The sequence below is a fragment of the Streptomyces sp. NPDC006923 genome, from assembly GCF_040635655.1.
In the GTDB taxonomy this organism is placed as follows: Bacteria; Actinomycetota; Actinomycetes; order Streptomycetales; family Streptomycetaceae; genus Streptomyces.
Genome location: NZ_JBEYIF010000008.1, coordinates 251,347 through 267,268, shown reverse-complemented (window position 1 = coordinate 267,268; position 15,922 = coordinate 251,347). Strand labels below are relative to the sequence as shown.

13 protein-coding genes and 1 pseudogene are annotated in these 15,922 nt (G+C 70.6%); 10 read left to right on the top strand and 4 right to left on the bottom strand.

All coding sequences use genetic code 11. The annotated features are described in order from the left end of the window. Nucleotide 1 precedes the first annotated feature (1 nt). Both ABZ707_RS18715 and ABZ707_RS18710 read left to right on the top strand, forming a co-directional pair. A pseudogene (locus ABZ707_RS18715) lies at nucleotides 2-274 on the top strand (serine/threonine protein kinase); the annotation flags it as partial. Between the two features lie 8 nt (nucleotides 275-282). Beyond that, nucleotides 283-1,407, top strand: a complete 1,125-nt coding sequence (locus ABZ707_RS18710) for an ABC transporter substrate-binding protein (protein ID WP_360175588.1) — start codon at nucleotides 283-285, stop codon at nucleotides 1,405-1,407. Nucleotides 1,408-1,685: 278 nt separating this feature from the next. Here ABZ707_RS18710 and ABZ707_RS18705 read toward each other — a convergent pair whose 3' ends face one another. Further along, entirely contained in the window at nucleotides 1,686-2,279 is a 594-nt protein-coding gene (locus ABZ707_RS18705) for a DUF1349 domain-containing protein (RefSeq protein ID WP_360175585.1), read from the bottom strand. A 164-nt stretch (nucleotides 2,280-2,443) separates the two neighbouring features. Here ABZ707_RS18705 and ABZ707_RS18700 point away from each other — a divergent pair, with 164 nt between their 5' ends. Together ABZ707_RS18700 and ABZ707_RS18695 are read left to right on the top strand one after the other, a co-directional pair. Continuing rightward, the gene (locus tag ABZ707_RS18700; protein WP_360175582.1) at nucleotides 2,444-2,857 is read left to right on the top strand and encodes a MerR family transcriptional regulator; all 414 of its coding nucleotides are present in this window, start codon (nucleotides 2,444-2,446) and stop codon (nucleotides 2,855-2,857) included. Then, complete coding sequence (locus ABZ707_RS18695; protein WP_360175579.1) at nucleotides 2,854-3,822, top strand: aldo/keto reductase; 969 nt, start codon at nucleotides 2,854-2,856, stop codon at nucleotides 3,820-3,822. The genes ABZ707_RS18700 and ABZ707_RS18695 overlap by 4 nt, the downstream gene beginning before the upstream one ends. A 41-nt stretch (nucleotides 3,823-3,863) precedes the next feature. On the opposite strand, the gene ABZ707_RS18690 is transcribed toward ABZ707_RS18695, so the two are convergent. Further along, a complete protein-coding gene (locus ABZ707_RS18690; protein ID WP_360175576.1) occupies nucleotides 3,864-4,487 on the bottom strand; it encodes a GNAT family N-acetyltransferase in 624 nt (207 codons plus the stop codon). Between the two features lie 527 nt (nucleotides 4,488-5,014). Here ABZ707_RS18690 and ABZ707_RS18685 point away from each other — a divergent pair. The 4 genes from ABZ707_RS18685 to ABZ707_RS18670 all read left to right on the top strand — a co-directional run bounded on the left by ABZ707_RS18685 (nucleotide 5,015) and on the right by ABZ707_RS18670 (nucleotide 12,122). After that, nucleotides 5,015-5,965 (top strand): hypothetical protein, encoded by a 951-nt coding sequence (locus ABZ707_RS18685; RefSeq protein ID WP_360175573.1) that lies wholly within the window; start codon nucleotides 5,015-5,017, stop codon nucleotides 5,963-5,965. 256 nt (nucleotides 5,966-6,221) lie between these two features. Then, nucleotides 6,222-7,187, top strand: a complete 966-nt coding sequence (locus tag ABZ707_RS18680) for a sugar phosphate isomerase/epimerase (RefSeq protein WP_360175570.1) — start codon at nucleotides 6,222-6,224, stop codon at nucleotides 7,185-7,187. A 171-nt stretch (nucleotides 7,188-7,358) separates the two neighbouring features. Continuing rightward, nucleotides 7,359-10,658, top strand: a complete 3,300-nt coding sequence (locus ABZ707_RS18675; RefSeq protein WP_360175567.1) for a PQQ-dependent sugar dehydrogenase — start codon at nucleotides 7,359-7,361, stop codon at nucleotides 10,656-10,658. 273 nt (nucleotides 10,659-10,931) lie between these two features. Continuing rightward, a complete protein-coding gene (locus ABZ707_RS18670; protein WP_360175564.1) occupies nucleotides 10,932-12,122 on the top strand; it encodes an ROK family transcriptional regulator in 1,191 nt (396 codons plus the stop codon). 47 nt (nucleotides 12,123-12,169) lie between these two features. Here ABZ707_RS18670 and ABZ707_RS18665 read toward each other — a convergent pair whose 3' ends face one another. Together ABZ707_RS18665 and ABZ707_RS18660 are read right to left on the bottom strand one after the other, a co-directional pair. After that, entirely contained in the window at nucleotides 12,170-13,024 is an 855-nt protein-coding gene (locus ABZ707_RS18665; protein WP_360175561.1) for an NAD(P)H-binding protein, read from the bottom strand. Nucleotides 13,025-13,027: 3 nt separating this feature from the next. Further along, entirely contained in the window at nucleotides 13,028-13,669 is a 642-nt protein-coding gene (locus tag ABZ707_RS18660) for a ScbR family autoregulator-binding transcription factor (protein WP_360175558.1), read from the bottom strand. 453 nt (nucleotides 13,670-14,122) lie between these two features. Here ABZ707_RS18660 and ABZ707_RS18655 point away from each other — a divergent pair, with 453 nt between their 5' ends. Both ABZ707_RS18655 and ABZ707_RS18650 read left to right on the top strand, forming a co-directional pair. Then, a complete protein-coding gene (locus ABZ707_RS18655) occupies nucleotides 14,123-15,271 on the top strand; it encodes a type III polyketide synthase (RefSeq protein WP_360175555.1) in 1,149 nt (382 codons plus the stop codon). A 76-nt stretch (nucleotides 15,272-15,347) separates the two neighbouring features. Next, nucleotides 15,348-15,890, top strand: a complete 543-nt coding sequence (locus tag ABZ707_RS18650) for a cupin domain-containing protein (protein WP_360175552.1) — start codon at nucleotides 15,348-15,350, stop codon at nucleotides 15,888-15,890. Nucleotides 15,891-15,922 lie beyond the last annotated feature (32 nt).

The window sequence follows — 15,922 nt, the reverse complement described above, 5'->3', positions numbered from 1 at the left end:
GCTGATCGACTTCGGGATCGCGCGCTCCACCGGATCGACGGCCCTGACCGCCAGCGGGGTGGTGATCGGTTCCGCGGGCTACCTCTCGCCGGAGCAGGCGCAGAGCCGGTCGGACATCGGGCCGCCGAGCGACGTCTTCTCGCTGGGCTGCGTCCTGGCGTACGCGGCCACGGGCTGGGCGCCCTTTGGCTCGGGCTCCCCGCCCGCACTGCTGTTCCGTACGGTTCACGAACCCCCTGACCTGGCCGAAGTCCCGGACGAACTGCGGCCGTCGCTCACCGAGTGCCTGGCGAAGGACCCGGCGGACAGACCCACACCCGCCGAGATCCGCCAGGCGCTGGCCCCGGCGGCGGACGCGCCGTGGCTGCCGGCCGAACTGCCCCGGCTGATCGCCGAACACTCCGCCCGGGCACTGACCCTGCCCGACCCGGAACCCGACCCCGAGGTCCACCCCTCAGGCACCCGTCCCGAACTCGGCCCCGAACCAGGACCGTTGCCGGCACCCGCCCTCGGATCCGCCCCGGCCCGGTGGTCCCTCTCGCGCCGCCGGCTGCCGGCCCTGGGGTCCGCGGCGGGAGTTGTCGCGATCGGCGGAGGCGGTGTCGCCCTCTGGGGCCCCGGCCGGAACGGCGGGGGCACTTCACCACCACGGTCAACCGGGTCCTCTTCCAGCTCAGACCCCACGACACCGTCCTCTGGGCACCCCTGGTGCGCTACCTCACCGACGTACGGTCGGCGCGCAGGACCGTCGTCATCGACGACAGGGCCACCACGACGAGCAGTTGGAACACGACGAAGAACGTCGTCGCCAGCCCGCCCTCCCGGGGTTCGGTGAGCACCCAGGTGGTCCCGGCGGGCTCGGAGGACTTCGGCCCGGCCGCCAGGGCCGTCCTCACGAAGCGCGCACAGGCCGTGGTGTTCGCCGGTACGTCACCCCACCGCGCCGCGACGTGCGCCGAGGCCCTGCGCCGGGCGGGCTTCACGGGGACCTGCGTGGCCACCCAGCCGGTGCTGGAGAGGTCGTTCCTCACCGAGGCGGGCGCCGCCTCCGAAGGGTGGGTGTTCTGCACCACCTACGTGGACCCGGCCGGACTGCCCCGCGCGCAGCCCTTCGTACACGCCTACCTGCGGCGCTTCGGCACCCGCCGGGTCGGGCGGTATGCGACGGAGGCGTACGACGCCGTCTTCTTCCTCGCCCGGGGGATCCACAGCACGGGGGAGCAGACGGCCGAACGAGGCGCCCTGGTCCGCAGGCTGCGATCGGTCACGTACGACGGGCTGGCGAAGACGCTCGAATTCCGGCCCCCGTCCTACGGCTTCGTCCCCGACCGAGGGCTTTTCCTCTACCGCGTGGAGAACGGCGACCCGCACTTCCTGGGCCCGTTCGCACAGGCGGTGAAAGGCTGAAACACCGGCAGAGAGGCAACCGACGATGTGAAGAAGGAGTTCACCATGTTGGCCGCGTGGCGTCACGCGGACCGGCCGTTTTCGGTGATGGAACCCGGCGAACCCGGCGAGTACGGTGGCCCCGCACCCGGCGAGGTGCGGGGCCACCGGCGTCCGTGACTGAGCTACCGAGAGGTGGCCAGGGCGTGGCGGACCGCCGCGCGCGTGTCCTCGTCGCCCACGCCGAAGTGTCCGACGGGGCCCGCAGCCTCCTCCGCCGCGTGCCGCGGCCGGCCGGGTCAGGCCAGGTCGAGGCGCAGGTCCGTGAACCGGGTCGAGAAGCCCTTCCCGTCCGGCGAGGCGCACATCGGACCGGCCTGGGCCGTCACACCGGGCGGGAAGTACGCGAGCCGCAGCAGTGTCGCCGGTTCCTCACCGAGGCCGTAGCGGATCGTGACGGTGTCGCCCTCGCGCTGGATCTCCACGGTCACCGGCACCGGAGCGTCGGCCGGGCCGCCGAGCGGAACGACGTTCCAGTCGGACACGTCGCGGGTGACAACGGCGCTGAGCTGCCGCTGGCCGTCGACGTACTCGATGCCGGTCTTGATCCAGTTCTTCTCGTCGAGCCGCAGCAACAGCCCCGCCTGGTCGTACTGTTCGCGGTAGTCACCGGCGAAGGTGACGCGCAGCCGGAAGCTGCCGGGCACGGGCCTCAGGAGGGCGTGCCCCGTGTCGCGTACGAAGCCGTAGTGGGTGGTCACCCAGAAATCCGTGTCAGGCTCGGTGGTGACCTCCAGCGCGTCGTCGTACGGGGTCCAGTGGGCGGGCGGATTGAGCCACGTCCAGTCGGTGAAGCCGAGACATGACTCCGTGCCGGTGGGGCTCGCGCCCATGGTGCCTCCTCGCGTCAGTGTCGGCACACAGACTGTCACGGCCCGGCTCGGGCCGGTACGCCGAGGGTCGCCCGGATCGCCCCGCAGGCCATGATCCGCGTTCCGCGCGGGACCCGCGCGTCTCCATTTGCCCTGGAGCGCGCTCCAGGGTGGAGGCTGGACACATGAGTTCTGTGGCACCCCGGCCGGAGCCGGACACGGAGATCCCGCGCGGCGGGCTGACCATCGGCGAGGCCGCCGCGGCCTGCGGTCTCTCCGTCGACACCCTGCGTTACTACGAGCGCGAGGGTCTGACGGCGTCGCCCGCCGACCGGGCGCCATCGGGCCAGCGGCGGTACTTCGCACGGGACCTCGGCTGGCTCGCGGGGATCATCATGCTCCGTGGCACCGGGATGCCGATCCGCGACATCCGGGAGTTCACCGAGCTCTGCCGGCGCGAGGGCAACGAGGCGGAGCGGCTGGCCGTGCTGGAGCAGCACCGGGAACACGTTCTCGAACAGCTTGCCGAGACCCGAAGCCATCTGGCTGCCATTGAACGGAAGATCAACTTTTATCGAAAGGGCATTCGGCCTTCATGAAAACCGTGAAACTGGGCTCACAGGGCCTCTCCGTCTCCGCCGAGGGCCTGGGCGCCATGGGGATGAGTGTCTGGTACGGCCCACGGGACGAACGGGAAGCCGTCGCCACGCTCAACCGGGCCGTCGACATCGGGGTCACCCATATCGACACGGCCGAGGCGTACGGTCCGTTCGAGAACGAGAAGCTGATCGGACGTGCCCTCGGAAAGCGCCGCGACGAGATCACGATCGCGACCAAATTCGCCACCGAGTTCGACGACGACGGCACGTCCCACGGCCACAACGGCAGCGCCGCGTATGCCCACAGGGCGGTGGACCGTTCGCTGAAGCACCTCGGGACGGACGTCATCGACCTGTATTACCTGCACCGCGTCGATCCGGAGGTGCCGATCGAGGAGACCATCGGCGCCATGAGCGAGATGGTCCAGGCCGGCAAGGTCCGCTACATCGGGGTCTCCGAGGCGAGCGCCGATCTGATCCGCCGGGCCCACGCGGTCCATCCGCTGACCGCGCTCCAGTCGGAATACTCGCTGTTCAGCCGGGACGTGGAGCACAACGGCGTGCTGGAGACCGTACGGGAACTGGGCATCGGTTTTGTCGCGTTCTCGCCGCTCGGCCGCGGCTTTCTGTCCGGGAAGATCACCCGGCCCGAGGATCTGGCCCCGGACGACGCCCGCCACGGTCTGCCCAGATTCTCGGCGGAGAACATCGCCGCCAACCTGGCGGTGGTGGACCGGATCACCCGGCTCGCCGAGGCGAGGGACATCACCCCCACCCAACTGGCGCTGGCCTGGCTGATGGCCCGTCAGGTCGTGCCGATTCCCGGCACCAAGCGGCGCGCGTATCTGGAACAGAACGCCGAGGCCGCGGCCGTCGAGCTGACCGCCGACGAGCTGGCGGCCGTCGGCGCCGTGGCACCGCACGGCGTCGCCGCGGGCGGGCGGGACCTCGCGCCCCGGACGTGACACCGGCCCTGTCCCCGGCCCCATGGGCCGGTACACAGGGCCTATACCGTTGTCGAGCGTCCGAGAAAGGTGAGCGGGCCCGGGTCCGGTACCGCGATCTCGTGGAAGCCGAGACGGTCGTAGAAGGCGCGGGCGGGGGCGTTGGCGGTGACCATCGACAGGTGCACGGCGCCCACCCCCTTGCCATGCAGCGCGCGCAGAAACGCGTGCATCAGCGCCCGGCCGTGTCCCTTGCGCTGCCAGTCGGGGAGAAGATCGATGTGCAGATGCGCGGGGTGGCCGGCCAGCTCGGGCAGCACCATCCGCTCGGGCCGGTGCAGCAGCGCGATCATTTCCTCGCTCGGGGTACGGGCCGGGCCGGCCGGTTCCGGATAACGGTCCGTCATTGACGGCAGCCAGACATCGCGGAACCTCCTGACGAAGGCGGGGGTGTCGGCGGTGCCGAGGACATAGCCGACCGCCCGGCCCTCGCCGTCGTCGAGGACAAAGGCCAGATCCGGCTCCAGCGCGGCGTAGGGCGCGGCGAAAATGTTCGGCATCAGCTCGGGGTCCGGGTAGATGTGCCGGGAGTCCTGGCCTTCGTACGCCGTGCGTACGCAGATGTCGAACAGGGCGGGACGGTCCTCGGGACGGTAGGCGCGGACCGTGACGGATGCGGACGGCATGGGAAGCATGCTGCCCTCGCGGGAGCGCTCCCACAAGCCATGTGCGTCACCGGGACGTGTGAGCTGAGGAACAGCGGGGCGTCCCGGCGGCGGGCCCGGACATCAGGACGTCCGGGCCCGCCCGCCCGGGTGGCGACATCGGAGCCGCGGCGACACGGAGCCGCAAACGAGGCATCGGTACGGTCAATTCTCCGGCGTACGCCGACTTTTGATGGATCATGAGGAAGTTTCAGAGATTCGTTCCAAACCTCTGGACAGTCCTCACCGGCCGCCTTAGTGTCTCGGGCCACCGGGCAAGTGTTTCGTCGCAGTAACGCCGGAGCCGTCCGGCGCCACTCGGACACCGGACAGCACGGAACGCCAGGCTGTTACGTCTCCCCCCACGGTCGGGCCGTCGCCCGTCCCGAGACGCTGCGACCGCCCCCGAGGCGGCCGCACGCTCGCGCAACCCGCAGCACCCCCGTCACCCACGGGGACCCCGGCCGCGCCACCGACGCGGTCGTGATCGCAGCAGAAGGGGAAGCGATATGAAGATCCGCGTATTCATCGCCACGGCCTCATTGGTGGCCTCCGGAGGACTGGTGGCGTTCGCCGGCTCGGCTCAGGCCGCGCTCTACACCGTCTGTGTGGGTGACGGCGGGGCCGTCACCGTCAACGGCGACCTGGTCGTACCGGCGGGGGAGTCGTGCACACTGACCGGCACCAAGGTCAAGGGCAGTGTGACGGTGCAGGCCGGAGCCGATCTCGTGGCCGCCGGCGCCACGTTCAACGGTGCGGTCAATGTCGGCCAGGACGGCTATCTGGACCTCACCGACACCTCCGTCAAGGGCGCTCTGACCACCCAGGCCGCCTTTGGCGCGCATCTGCAGAACAGCAGTGTCAAGACGGGGATCACCGCGACGGAGGGGTTCGTGTACGCCGTCGACTCCACGCTCGGCGGGACCGTCAGAGCCACGTCGGGCGAGCTCTATGTCTCCGGAAGCTCCCTCGGCGGAGCCCTCACCGGGGACAGAAACCTCTACACCGATGTCTACGACAGCACCGTCAAGGGGGCGCTCACCGTGAGCGGGAACTCCCTCGGCGGTGTCCTCTGTGCCAGTGAGGTCGAGGGCAAGGCGGTATACAAGAACAACTCCGACACGCTCCAGCTCGGCGGCGACGGCCTGCTCGGCTCCTGCGCCGGGGCCACCTACTTCGGCGGCGATGTCGCGGTCACCGACAACACCGCGACCGTCGTGCTCGACAACGCGATCGTCCGGGGCGGGCTCACCGCCACCGGGAACACCCCCGCCCTGCGAGTGGGCCCCCTGGCCCGGGTCCGGGGCGCGATCACCGGCGAGACCACCACCGGCGCGTCGGCCGCCCGCTCCGCCAAGGCCGCCCCGCAGGACCGTGGCAGCGACCTCGCCGAGAAGGCCGCACAGCGCGCCGAAGAGGCCCGCGCCGACGCCCACGCGGCGGGCGACTCCGGCCTGTAACGCTCCTGGAGCGGCCCTCGCGGTCGCCCGGTCTGCCCTTGTCCCGCCCCTGCCGCGTACGGCAGTCCGCGTTCCGGCGCGCCACGGCACTGCCGGTCGGGGCCCGGACCTCGCAGGCCCCCCGTCTTCCCACGGACTCCGCCCCGGCCGTTCCGCACGCTCCGCCCGCCGTCCGGTGGCCTCGGCGGCCGGCGGGCCCGGGGGCTCAAGAGCAGCGCACCCCGACCTTTTCCGGCTCCCTCATCCAGGAGTGACAGTGGGCAATCCGCGCAAGTTCTTCGACCGCAGAGACTTCCTGCGGGCCACCGCCGGTACCACCGTGGCGCTCGCCGCCGCCTCGGTCACCGGGGCGGCGGCGACCTCCGCCTCCGCCGCGACGCGTCTGTCCATCCCCAGGGACCGCATCGCGATCCAGCTCTACAGCGTCCGTGACAAGGTCACCTCGCTCGGCTTCGCCGTTGTCCTGGCGGAGCTGGCCAGGATCGGCTACCAGGAGATCGAATTCGCCGGATACACCCAGAACACCTCGATCCTGGGCCGGCAGATCACTCTCCAGGAGATCAGGCGACTGCTCGACGACAACGGCCTCCGCGCCGTCGGCAGTCATGTCGGCCTCGGCAACCTGCGCGGAAATCTCCAGGCCGAACTGGACGCGGCGGAGATCCTCGGCATGCCTCACCTCGGCACCGCCAGCGCGCCGTCGAACACCAACACCGTCTCGGCATACCTCGCGGCGGCCGAGGAGTTCAACACCTGGGGCCGCGCGGCGTCCGCCCGTGGCATCAAGCTCTACCAGCACAACCACGCGGGCGAGTTCGCCTTCGCCACGGACCAGCCCTCGGTACGGCTGTACGACGTCTTCCTCAAGAACACCGATCCGCGCCATGTGTATCTGGAGATGGACGTCTACTGGGCGTTCGCCGGGCAGTTCCGCTTCCCCGGCTTCGAGCCCGCGGACTATGTGCGCGACCAGCCCTATCGTTACCCGCTGTTCCACATGAAGGACGGCATAGCGAACCCGGCCCGCGGCGACGGCTATGACATGGTCGACTTCGGCGCCGGAAACATGCCGTACGAGAAGTTTGTCCGGGACATCGGGCCCCGGGACACACACGTCGGCATCTGGGAGCACGACGGCGGCCCCAACGCCCAGCCGAATCCGCCCGGTTCGCTCGGTGCCGCCGAGCGCAGCTTCAACGGCCTGACGGAACTGCTCGCCTGACGCCCCGCACACGACGAGGCCGCGGCGCGCGACCGCGCTCCGCGGCCTCTGGCACCCGCACACGGACGGGCCCGCACCCGGCGGAGCGCCGCACCGCTGCCACGGTCCGGCCGGCGGGACGGGCCCGGCCGCGCAATCCCCGACCGCCAGCGACCAAGGAGACGCATCATCGTGCACCGTACCCTGAGACGCCTGATCACAGGGGTCCTGCTCGCGGCACTGCCCGCGCTGGGCGGGGTGGCCGTCGCGCCCACCGCACAGGCGCATCCCGGCGACGAACACGCCCTGGACTGGGCGAACTACGAGAAGGTGACCCTGACCAAGGACACCGGCGAGCCAATCGATCTCGCCGTGCTTCCCGACAGCCGGGTACTGCACACCGCCCGCAACGGCGATCTGCGGCTCACCGACCCGGGCAGTGGTGTGACCAAGGTCGCCAACCACATCGATGTGTACCAGAACTCCGAGATGGGCCTCCAGACCGTCACACTGGACCCGGACTTCGCCACCAATCACTGGGTGTATCTCTATTATTCGCCGCCGCTCGACACCCCGGCCGGCTCGGCGCCCGAGCGGCTGCCCGCCGGGCAGAACGACTCGTACTGGCAGCAGTGGAAGGGATACGACAGCCTCACCCGGTACAAGTGGACCGGCGACAAGCTGGACCTCTCCACCGCTCAGGAGATCATCCGGGTCGACACCAACCGCGGCCAGTGCTGCCATGTCGCGGGAGACGTGGACTTCGACGCGGACGGCAGCCTCTATCTGTCCACCGGCGGCAACACACCGGCGTCCGGCCCCAATGTCAGCGGTTACACACCGATCAACGACGCGGCCGGCTACAACCCGGGCCTCGACGAGCGCCGCGGCGCCGGCAACACCAATGACCTCAAGGGCAAGATCCTGCGGATCGACGTCCAGGAGGACGGCAGTTACACCATCCCCGACGGGAACCTCTTCCCGGTCGGCACCGCCAAGACCCGCCCCGAGATCTTTGTGATGGGTTTGCGCAACCCCTACCGGATGGCGGTGGACCAGGAGACCGGCGCCGTGATGTGGGGCGACTACGGCCCCGACGCCGGAAACGCCGACCCCAACCGCGGGCCCATGGGCTATGTCGAGTGGAACACCACCACCAAGGCGCTGAACAGCGGCTGGCCGTTCTGCACGGGTGACAACACCCGTCCCTACCGGGACTTCGACTTCGCCACCCTGACCCCGGGCCCGGCCTTCGACTGCTCCGCGCCGGTCAACGACTCGCGCTGGAACACCGGCCTGACCGAGCTGCCGCCGGCCGCCCCGGCCACCCTGTGGTACGGGGACAGGGACACCGACCAGCCCTGGCCCGAGCTGACCGCGTTCCGGGGCCCCGGCGGCCCCGGTGGCCAGGCCCCGATGGGCGGCCCGGTCTACCACTACGACGCGGACAACCCGGCCCCGGGGAAGTTCCCCGAGTACTGGGACGGCAAGGCGTTCCTCGGTGAGTTCTCCCAGGACTACGTCGCGGCCCTCACCCTCGAAGGACCGGACGGCCCCGTCAGCAAGCTGGAGAACGTGCTCCCCAACAGCGAGCGCTCCGAGAACGGCATCCCGCCCTGGGACAATCCGATGGACCTGGAGTTCGGCCCCGACGGCGCGCTCTATGTGCTGGACTACGGCGACGGTTTCTTCCGGCAGAACCCGGACGCGGGCCTCTACCGGATCGACTACGCGGAGGGCGACAAAGCCCCCACCGCGGTGATCAAGGCCGATCCCACCTCCGGGCACGCGCCGCTCGCGGTCTCCTTCGACGCGGGTTCCTCCACCGACCCGGAGGGTGGCGACCTCACCTATCAGTGGGACCTCGACGGCGACGGCACCTTCGATGCCACCGGACCCACGGCCACCCGTACCTATCCCGCCAACGGCCAGTTCCAGGCCCGGCTCAAGGTGACCGATCCGCAGGGCAAAACGGGACTGACGAGCCGTCAGATCACGGTCGGCAACACCGCCCCGGCCGTCGAGATCACCTCACCGCCCGACGGCGGTTTCTTCAACTGGGGTGACGCCGTGCCGTACGGGGTCGACATCGTGGACCCGGAGGACGGCGCCGCCGTCGACTGCGCCAAGGTCGCCTGGACCTTCGGCCTCGGACACAACCAGCACGGACACCCGGTCAACAGCGGTACGGGCTGCACCGGCGCGGTCGTCACACCGGCCGACGCCGGACACGGAGAGACCGAGAACGTCTTCGGTGTCCTCGGGATCACCTACACCGACAAGGGCGCGGGCGGCGTGCCGCCGGCCACCGGTGATGCCCAGGTGGTGCTCAATCCCGCTCTGATGCAGGGCGAGCACTACGACGCGGCGGACGGAGTCACGATCGCCGACGACACCGGTGCGTCAGGACAGCGCAAGCTGACCTCCTTCGACGCCGGGGACTGGATCGCCTACGACCCGGTGTCGTTCGCCGGTATCACCGGGGTGCGGACCCGCGCAAGCGGTGCCGGCACCCTGGCCCTGCGCTGGCAGTCCGCCGACGCCGAGCCGTTCGCCACGGTGTCCGTCCCCGCCGGTGCGGGCTGGCAGACCGTCGACACCGCACCGGCCGGCCTGCCGTCGGGCAGCGGACGGCTCTACGTCACCTCGTCCGGCGGTGTCGAGCTGGACGCCCTGACCTTCCAGGGCGCGGGCGTCGCCGACAAGACACCGCCGAGGGTGACCGCCACACTCAATCCGGCGCAGCCCACCGGCGGCAACGGCTGGTACACCGGCAATGTGTCGCTGACCGTCGCCGCCACCGACAACGGCACGGTCAGCAGCCGCCAGTACTCGGTGAACGGCGGTACCACCTGGCTGTCGGCGAACGCCGCCGTCACCCTGTCCACGGAGGGCAACACCACTGTCCGCTACCGGGCGACCGACAGCGGGGGCAATGTCTCCGCGGTCGGGGTGCTCACCGTACGGATCGACCGGACCGGTCCCGCTGTGACGGTCACCGGCCTCGACGCCGACGGCGCCTACGGCGACTCCGAACGCCCGGTACCGGTGGTGACGGCCACCGACGCGGTGTCCGGCGGTGCCACCGCGACCACCGGCCTGGACGGGGCGGCCATCACCCCGGGACAGCCGCTGCAACTGTGGCGGCTGCCACTTGGTGGCCATGACCTCAAGGTCACGGCCACCGACGCGGCCGGCAACACCACCACGAAGACCGTGCACTTCACCACGCGCGCGTCCTTCGAGGACCTCGGCACACTGATCCCGAGACTGCGCGCCGACGGTCTGATCACAGCGCAGGGCGAGCAGCGGCTGACGGTCCGGCTCGACCAGGCGCGTGCGCATGCCGAGGCCGGACGGGCCGGCAGGGCGGCCACCGTCCTGGACTCGTTCGCCCAGGCCGCCGGCGATGCCGCACTGGTGCCCGACGCGGCCGTGCGGGCCGCGCTGGCACGTGACGCACTGGCCGTGAAGGGGGGCCTGACCGGCTGAAGCGGGGAGCGCCGCCCCCGTCCGGGGCGAGGCGGCGCTCCGTCAGAGGCAGGGGCTCCGGCCCCTGCCTCCCCGTGTCTCCGCGAACGGGCCGTGTCTCCGCGAACGGGCGGCCGGCTGCGCCGCTCGCAGAGGCCCCGAGGGGCGCATCTCCAGGAGTTTCGTCGAACCGGAAAAAACTTCGGGCAACATGTGTGAAAGTTGCGGGCAGCCGCACACTGGCGGCCTGACGCCCCGGCACGACCCCAACTATCGTCGCGGATACCGATCCTGATGGTGTTCCGAGGAAGTGAGCCCGTGAGCATCCAGTACCGCGTTCTGAGCCTGCTGCGTGACAACGGCCCACTCTCCCGTGCCCAGCTCTCGGACAAGCTGGAGGTGCCGCGCCCGCGACTGCTCGCCGAACTCGATCGCATGCTCGCCACCGGAAAGGTCCTGGAGGCAGGACCGGCCGCCTCGCGCGGCGGCCGTCGCTCCACCCTGGTCCAGCTCGATCCCGGTCTCCGGTTCGCCGCCGTCGACCTCGGCGCCAGCTCGATCGACATCGAGATCACCGACGGCGGCCTCGCACCCGTCGCCTCCTGCTCCGAGGCCGCCGACATCCGCTCGGGACCGGTCGCCGTACTGGACCGTGTCAGCGAACTCCTGCACAGGCTGCGAGCCCAGGGCCACTACACCCGTCTCGACGCCATCGGCATCGGCCTGCCGGGACCGGTCAGCTTCCGGGAGGGCGTCCCCGTATCCCCGCCGATCATGGTGGGCTGGAACCGTTACCCGGTGCGCGACACACTCGCCCGTGAACACGGCTGCCCGGTGGTCGTCGACAACGACGTCAATGTGATGGCCCTCGGCGAGAAACACAGCGGGGTCGCCAGGACCGTCGACCATCTGCTGTTTGTCAAGATCGGCAGCGGTATCGGCTCCGGCGTGCAGCACGACGGACGCATCTACCGCGGCGCGGAGGGATGCGCCGGGGACATCGGCCATATCCAGGTCGAGGCCGACGGGCCCGTCTGTTCCTGCGGCAACACCGGTTGTCTGGAGGCGTACTTCGGTGGTGTCGCGCTCGCCAGGGACGCCACCGAGGCGGCCCGCTCGGGCCAGTCGGAGGCGCTGGCCGAGCGGCTCGCCGCCCGGGGCACACTGACCTCGGTGGACGTCGGGGAGTGCGCCGCCGGCGGTGACAACACCTCCGTCAACCTCATCAGGACCGGCGGACACCGCGTCGGACAGGTCCTCGCCACCCTGGTCAGCTTTATGAATCCGTCGATGATAGTGATCGGCGGAGGTCTCTCGGGGCTCGGCTATGTCCTGCTCGCCGAGATCCGCAGTGTGGTGTACAAACGCTCGCTTCCGCTCGCCACCGGGAATCTGCCGATCGTCATGTCCGAGCTCGGCCCCCGGGCCGGGGTTGTCGGCGCGGCCCTCCTGGCCAGCGAACTCTCCTATGGAGGTCCCTCCTGAGGGGCCGGCCGGGCCGACCGGCGTCACCGGTCGCCCGGCAGCGTTCTTCAGGCGGGAAGGAAGGCCCGGACATGGTCCCGCGCCCAGGAGCGGTACGTCCCGGCCGCACGCCCCAGCAGTGTCTCCACCGTGAGCTCCACCCGGCTCTTGGCGCCGGACCGCTGTCGTAGGGCGCCTTCCATGAGCGCGTCGGCCACCGCGGACGGATGCCGGGCCAGCAGCTTCTCGTATGCCTGACGTTGCGTCAGCTCCACGCATTCCAGGGGGCGTTCCAGCGCATCCGCCAGCACACCGACCTGATCGACCGCGCTGATCGCGGCCGGCCCGGTCAGCGGATGGACCCGGCCCGCGTGGTCCGTGCGGGTGAGGGACAGCACGGCGACGTCGGCGATGTCGCGGGGATCGACGGTGGCATGCGGGGCGCTGCCGTTGAACACACGCACCACGCCCTCCTCCCGGACGGAACGCGACCAGCCCAGGGTGTTGGACATAAAGGCCCGGGGCCGCAGAAAGGTCCACTCGACCCCCGAGGCCCGGATGAGGTCCTCGGTGTCCCGCTGCCAGCGGGTGATCAGATCGGTGGCGTCCGGCTCGGCCACCGCCAGAGCGGAGAGCTTTACCACACGGCGCACACCTGCGGCCCGGGCCGCAGCGACGAAGTGCTGGTCATGCGCGTGGGTCAGCGGGTCGGAGGTGACGAGGAAGGCGGCTCCGACGCCGCTCAGCGCGGCTCTCAGGCTCGCCGGATCGGTGAAGTCCCCGCCCACGACCTCGGTCCCGGGGCACGCGAGGGCGGCGACACGGCGCGGATCACGGGAAAGAAGACGGACGGGCTCCTCGGTGCGCAGCCGCTCCGCCACCAGCCGTCCCACGGTCCCGGTCACTCCGGTCAGCAGGATCATCGGTCAGACGGAGAGACTCGCCGCCGTCACACGCGCGCCCCGGTCGGGCGCGGTGTCGATGCCGGACATCAGCCCGGGGACCGCGATGCTGGGCAGAATGTGCTCCCACAACAGGGAGACGCGCCGGCCCAGGTCCTCGCGCTGGGTGAGCGCACGGGACATCAACTGGATTCCGGCGAACGCGCCGACCAGGAGCTCCACCGTGTCCCGCGGCTGCACGCTGGGCAGCAGCTCGCCCTGCTCGCGGGCCTGTTCCATCAGCGCGATCAGATGCTCCGGCCACTGGCGGAATGGCCCGCTGTGGTCGACACCGGGAGGCGCCCCCTGGTCCACGGTGAGCCGGACGCTTCCCCTGAGCAGGGCGTTCTCCAGGAGCCGATGAGCCACGGCGAAGGTGATGTCGATGACCTCCTGGAGCTTGCACGCCTGCGGCGGCACACTGCCCAGTTGCACCTGCTCGTCCAGCACCGCCTGGGCCAGGGCTTCCTTCGACTGGAAATGGAAGTAGAGGGCGCCCTTGGTGACCTGAGCCCGCTCCAGGACCATGCTGAGGGTGGTGGACGCGTAGCCGTACTCGTCGAAGACCGCGCCGGCCGCCTCCAGGATCGCCAGGCGCGTCCTGATGGCGCGCTCCTGTGTAGCCATGAGAAGCCTCTCTACGGTCCCGGGTCGCGCCGAACCATCGGTCGCCGCGGCCGGGCGGGCGCCGAGGGGCCGGGCGTTGGCCGCGGCGGAAAACAAACCGCCCACCCCGTACTATAGTGCTCAACGAGATTCGTCACACCTCCCGCGCACAATAATCGGGGCGGACAGGGCCATGCGCCCCGTCCTCGGCGGGACCGTCCGGTGTCGTCCGGGCGCCAGTCGTCACCGGATCCGGCCCCGGCGCCGGACGGTGCGGCCGGATCCGCCACCCCGCTCACCCCTTCCGAAAATCACCCGGATGGCGCCCGCGAAGGTCCTTCTGATCGGGTGCCTGTCCCTCCCCGAGGACCCCCGCAACCACCCCTTTCGCCCGTGTTTCCCGGGTTGCGGGGTGGCGGAGCAGCCCTGAGTGTGGGCCGCAGTTCACTGCGAACACGAGTGAAGGAGAGCGTCGTGGCGACTCTGTGCAAACCCGCTGTCTCGGTCCCTGAGCACGTGATCACGATGGAGGACACCCTCGCTCTCGCCCGCTCGCTGCACGCGGACCACCCGCAACTGGCGCTGGCGCTTCGTCTGATCGAGAACACCGGGGTGGCCAAACGCCATATCGTCCAGCCCATCGAGCAGACACTTCGCCACCCCGGCTTCGAGGACAGGAACAAGCTGTACGAGGCCGAGGCCAAGGCACGGGTACCGGATGTGATCCGCCGCGCCCTCGACCACGCCGACCTGCGCGCCGCGGACATCGACATGATCGTCTATGTCTCGTGCACGGGCTTCATGATGCCCTCACTGACGGCCTGGCTGATCAACACCATGGGCTTCAACAGCCACACCCGGCAGCTTCCGATCGCGCAGCTCGGCTGCGCCGCGGGCGGCGCGGCCATCAACCGGGCGCACGACTTCTGCACGGCGTACCCGGAAGCCAACGTGCTGATCATCGCGTGTGAATTCTGCTCGCTGTGCTATCAGCCGACCGACCTGGGAGTCGGCTCGCTGCTGTCCAACGGCCTGTTCGGTGACGCGGTCGCCGCCGCCGTTGTACGCGGCAAGGGCGGCATAGGCGTCGTGCTGGAGCGGAACGGCTCGCACCTGGTGCCCGACACGACCGACTGGATCGCCTACAGCGTCCGGGCGACCGGTTTCCACTTCCTGCTGGACAAGCGGGTGCCCACCACGATGGAACCGCTGGCTCCGGCGCTCCGGACGATGGCCGCGGAACACGGCTGGGACGCGGGCGGTCTCGACTTCTACATCATCCACGCCGGCGGGCCGCGCATTCTGGACGACCTCAGCCACTTCCTGGAAGTGCCGGCCGAGGCGTTCCGGTTCAGCCGGGGCACACTCACGGAGTACGGCAACATCGCCAGCGCCGTCGTCCTCGACGCCGTGCGCAGGCTCTTCGACGAGGGCGGCGCGGCCGGCGGAGCCCGGGGCATCATCGCGGGCTTCGGACCCGGCATCACGGCCGAGATGTGCCTGGGGCGCTGGACCGCCACGGGGACCGGGGCCGGACACGACACGGCGGAACGCCAGGTCCTGGGCACCGCGACGGGGAAGGCCAAGCGCCCGCCCGCGAGCGAGACCGTGAGCCGGCTGTGACGGCCGACGCGCCCGGCACGACTCCCGGCCTCGACGCCCGGCCGTACGACCGCATCCCACCGTCCTGGAGCGCGCCATGACCCGGCTGAGGCAGAGCGAGGGCCTGATCGTCCCCCCGGGCGGGGGGACCACCATCCGCACCCCGGCCCAGCAGGTGACGTTCAAGGTCACCGGAGCACACTCGCGGGTGGCCTCCAGCTTCGAGGTCGTCGTCCCGCCCGGCTTCGACGTCGGTGCCCACCGGCACGCGCACAGCGAGGAACTGTTCTACGTACTCGACGGTGAGCTGGACGTACTCGCCTTCGAGCCGCGGGTACTCACCGGCGACTGGCGGCACTGGGAGTCCCCGTCGGGCCTCAGGGCCGTACGGGCGACGCCGGGCACGGTCATCGTCGTACCGTCGGGCTGCCCGCACGCGTTCGCCAACCGGAGCGACGGACCGGCCACGGTGTTCTTCCAGGCGTCACCACCGTCCGACCACGAGCGGTACTTCGAAGAGCTGCTCGCCCTGCTCAAGGACGGCGGGCCACCGGACCCGGAGGCGATCGCCGAACTGCGGCTGCGCTACGACATCGAACAACTGACACCGCTGCGGCACGACGCCGGGGCCGTCCTGTGAGCCGCCGGGGCCCCGGCGGCTCGCCGCCACCC

Bases quoted from the DNA above. Each gene is read 5' to 3' on its own strand.
- ABZ707_RS18650 (WP_360175552.1), top strand. From the start codon at position 15,348: ATGACCCGGCTGAGGCAGAGCGAGGGCCTGATCGTCCCCCCGGGCGGG.
- ABZ707_RS18660 (WP_360175558.1), bottom strand. From the start codon at position 13,669: ATGGCTACACAGGAGCGCGCCATCAGGACGCGCCTGGCGATCCTGGAG.
- ABZ707_RS18670 (WP_360175564.1), top strand. From the start codon at position 10,932: ATGGTGTTCCGAGGAAGTGAGCCCGTGAGCATCCAGTACCGCGTTCTG.
- ABZ707_RS18685 (WP_360175573.1), top strand. From the start codon at position 5,015: ATGAAGATCCGCGTATTCATCGCCACGGCCTCATTGGTGGCCTCCGGA.
- ABZ707_RS18705 (WP_360175585.1), bottom strand. From the start codon at position 2,279: ATGGGCGCGAGCCCCACCGGCACGGAGTCATGTCTCGGCTTCACCGAC.
- ABZ707_RS18695 (WP_360175579.1), top strand. From the start codon at position 2,854: ATGAAAACCGTGAAACTGGGCTCACAGGGCCTCTCCGTCTCCGCCGAG.
- ABZ707_RS18665 (WP_360175561.1), bottom strand. From the start codon at position 13,024: ATGATCCTGCTGACCGGAGTGACCGGGACCGTGGGACGGCTGGTGGCG.
- ABZ707_RS18690 (WP_360175576.1), bottom strand. From the start codon at position 4,487: ATGCCGTCCGCATCCGTCACGGTCCGCGCCTACCGTCCCGAGGACCGT.
- ABZ707_RS18700 (WP_360175582.1), top strand. From the start codon at position 2,444: ATGAGTTCTGTGGCACCCCGGCCGGAGCCGGACACGGAGATCCCGCGC.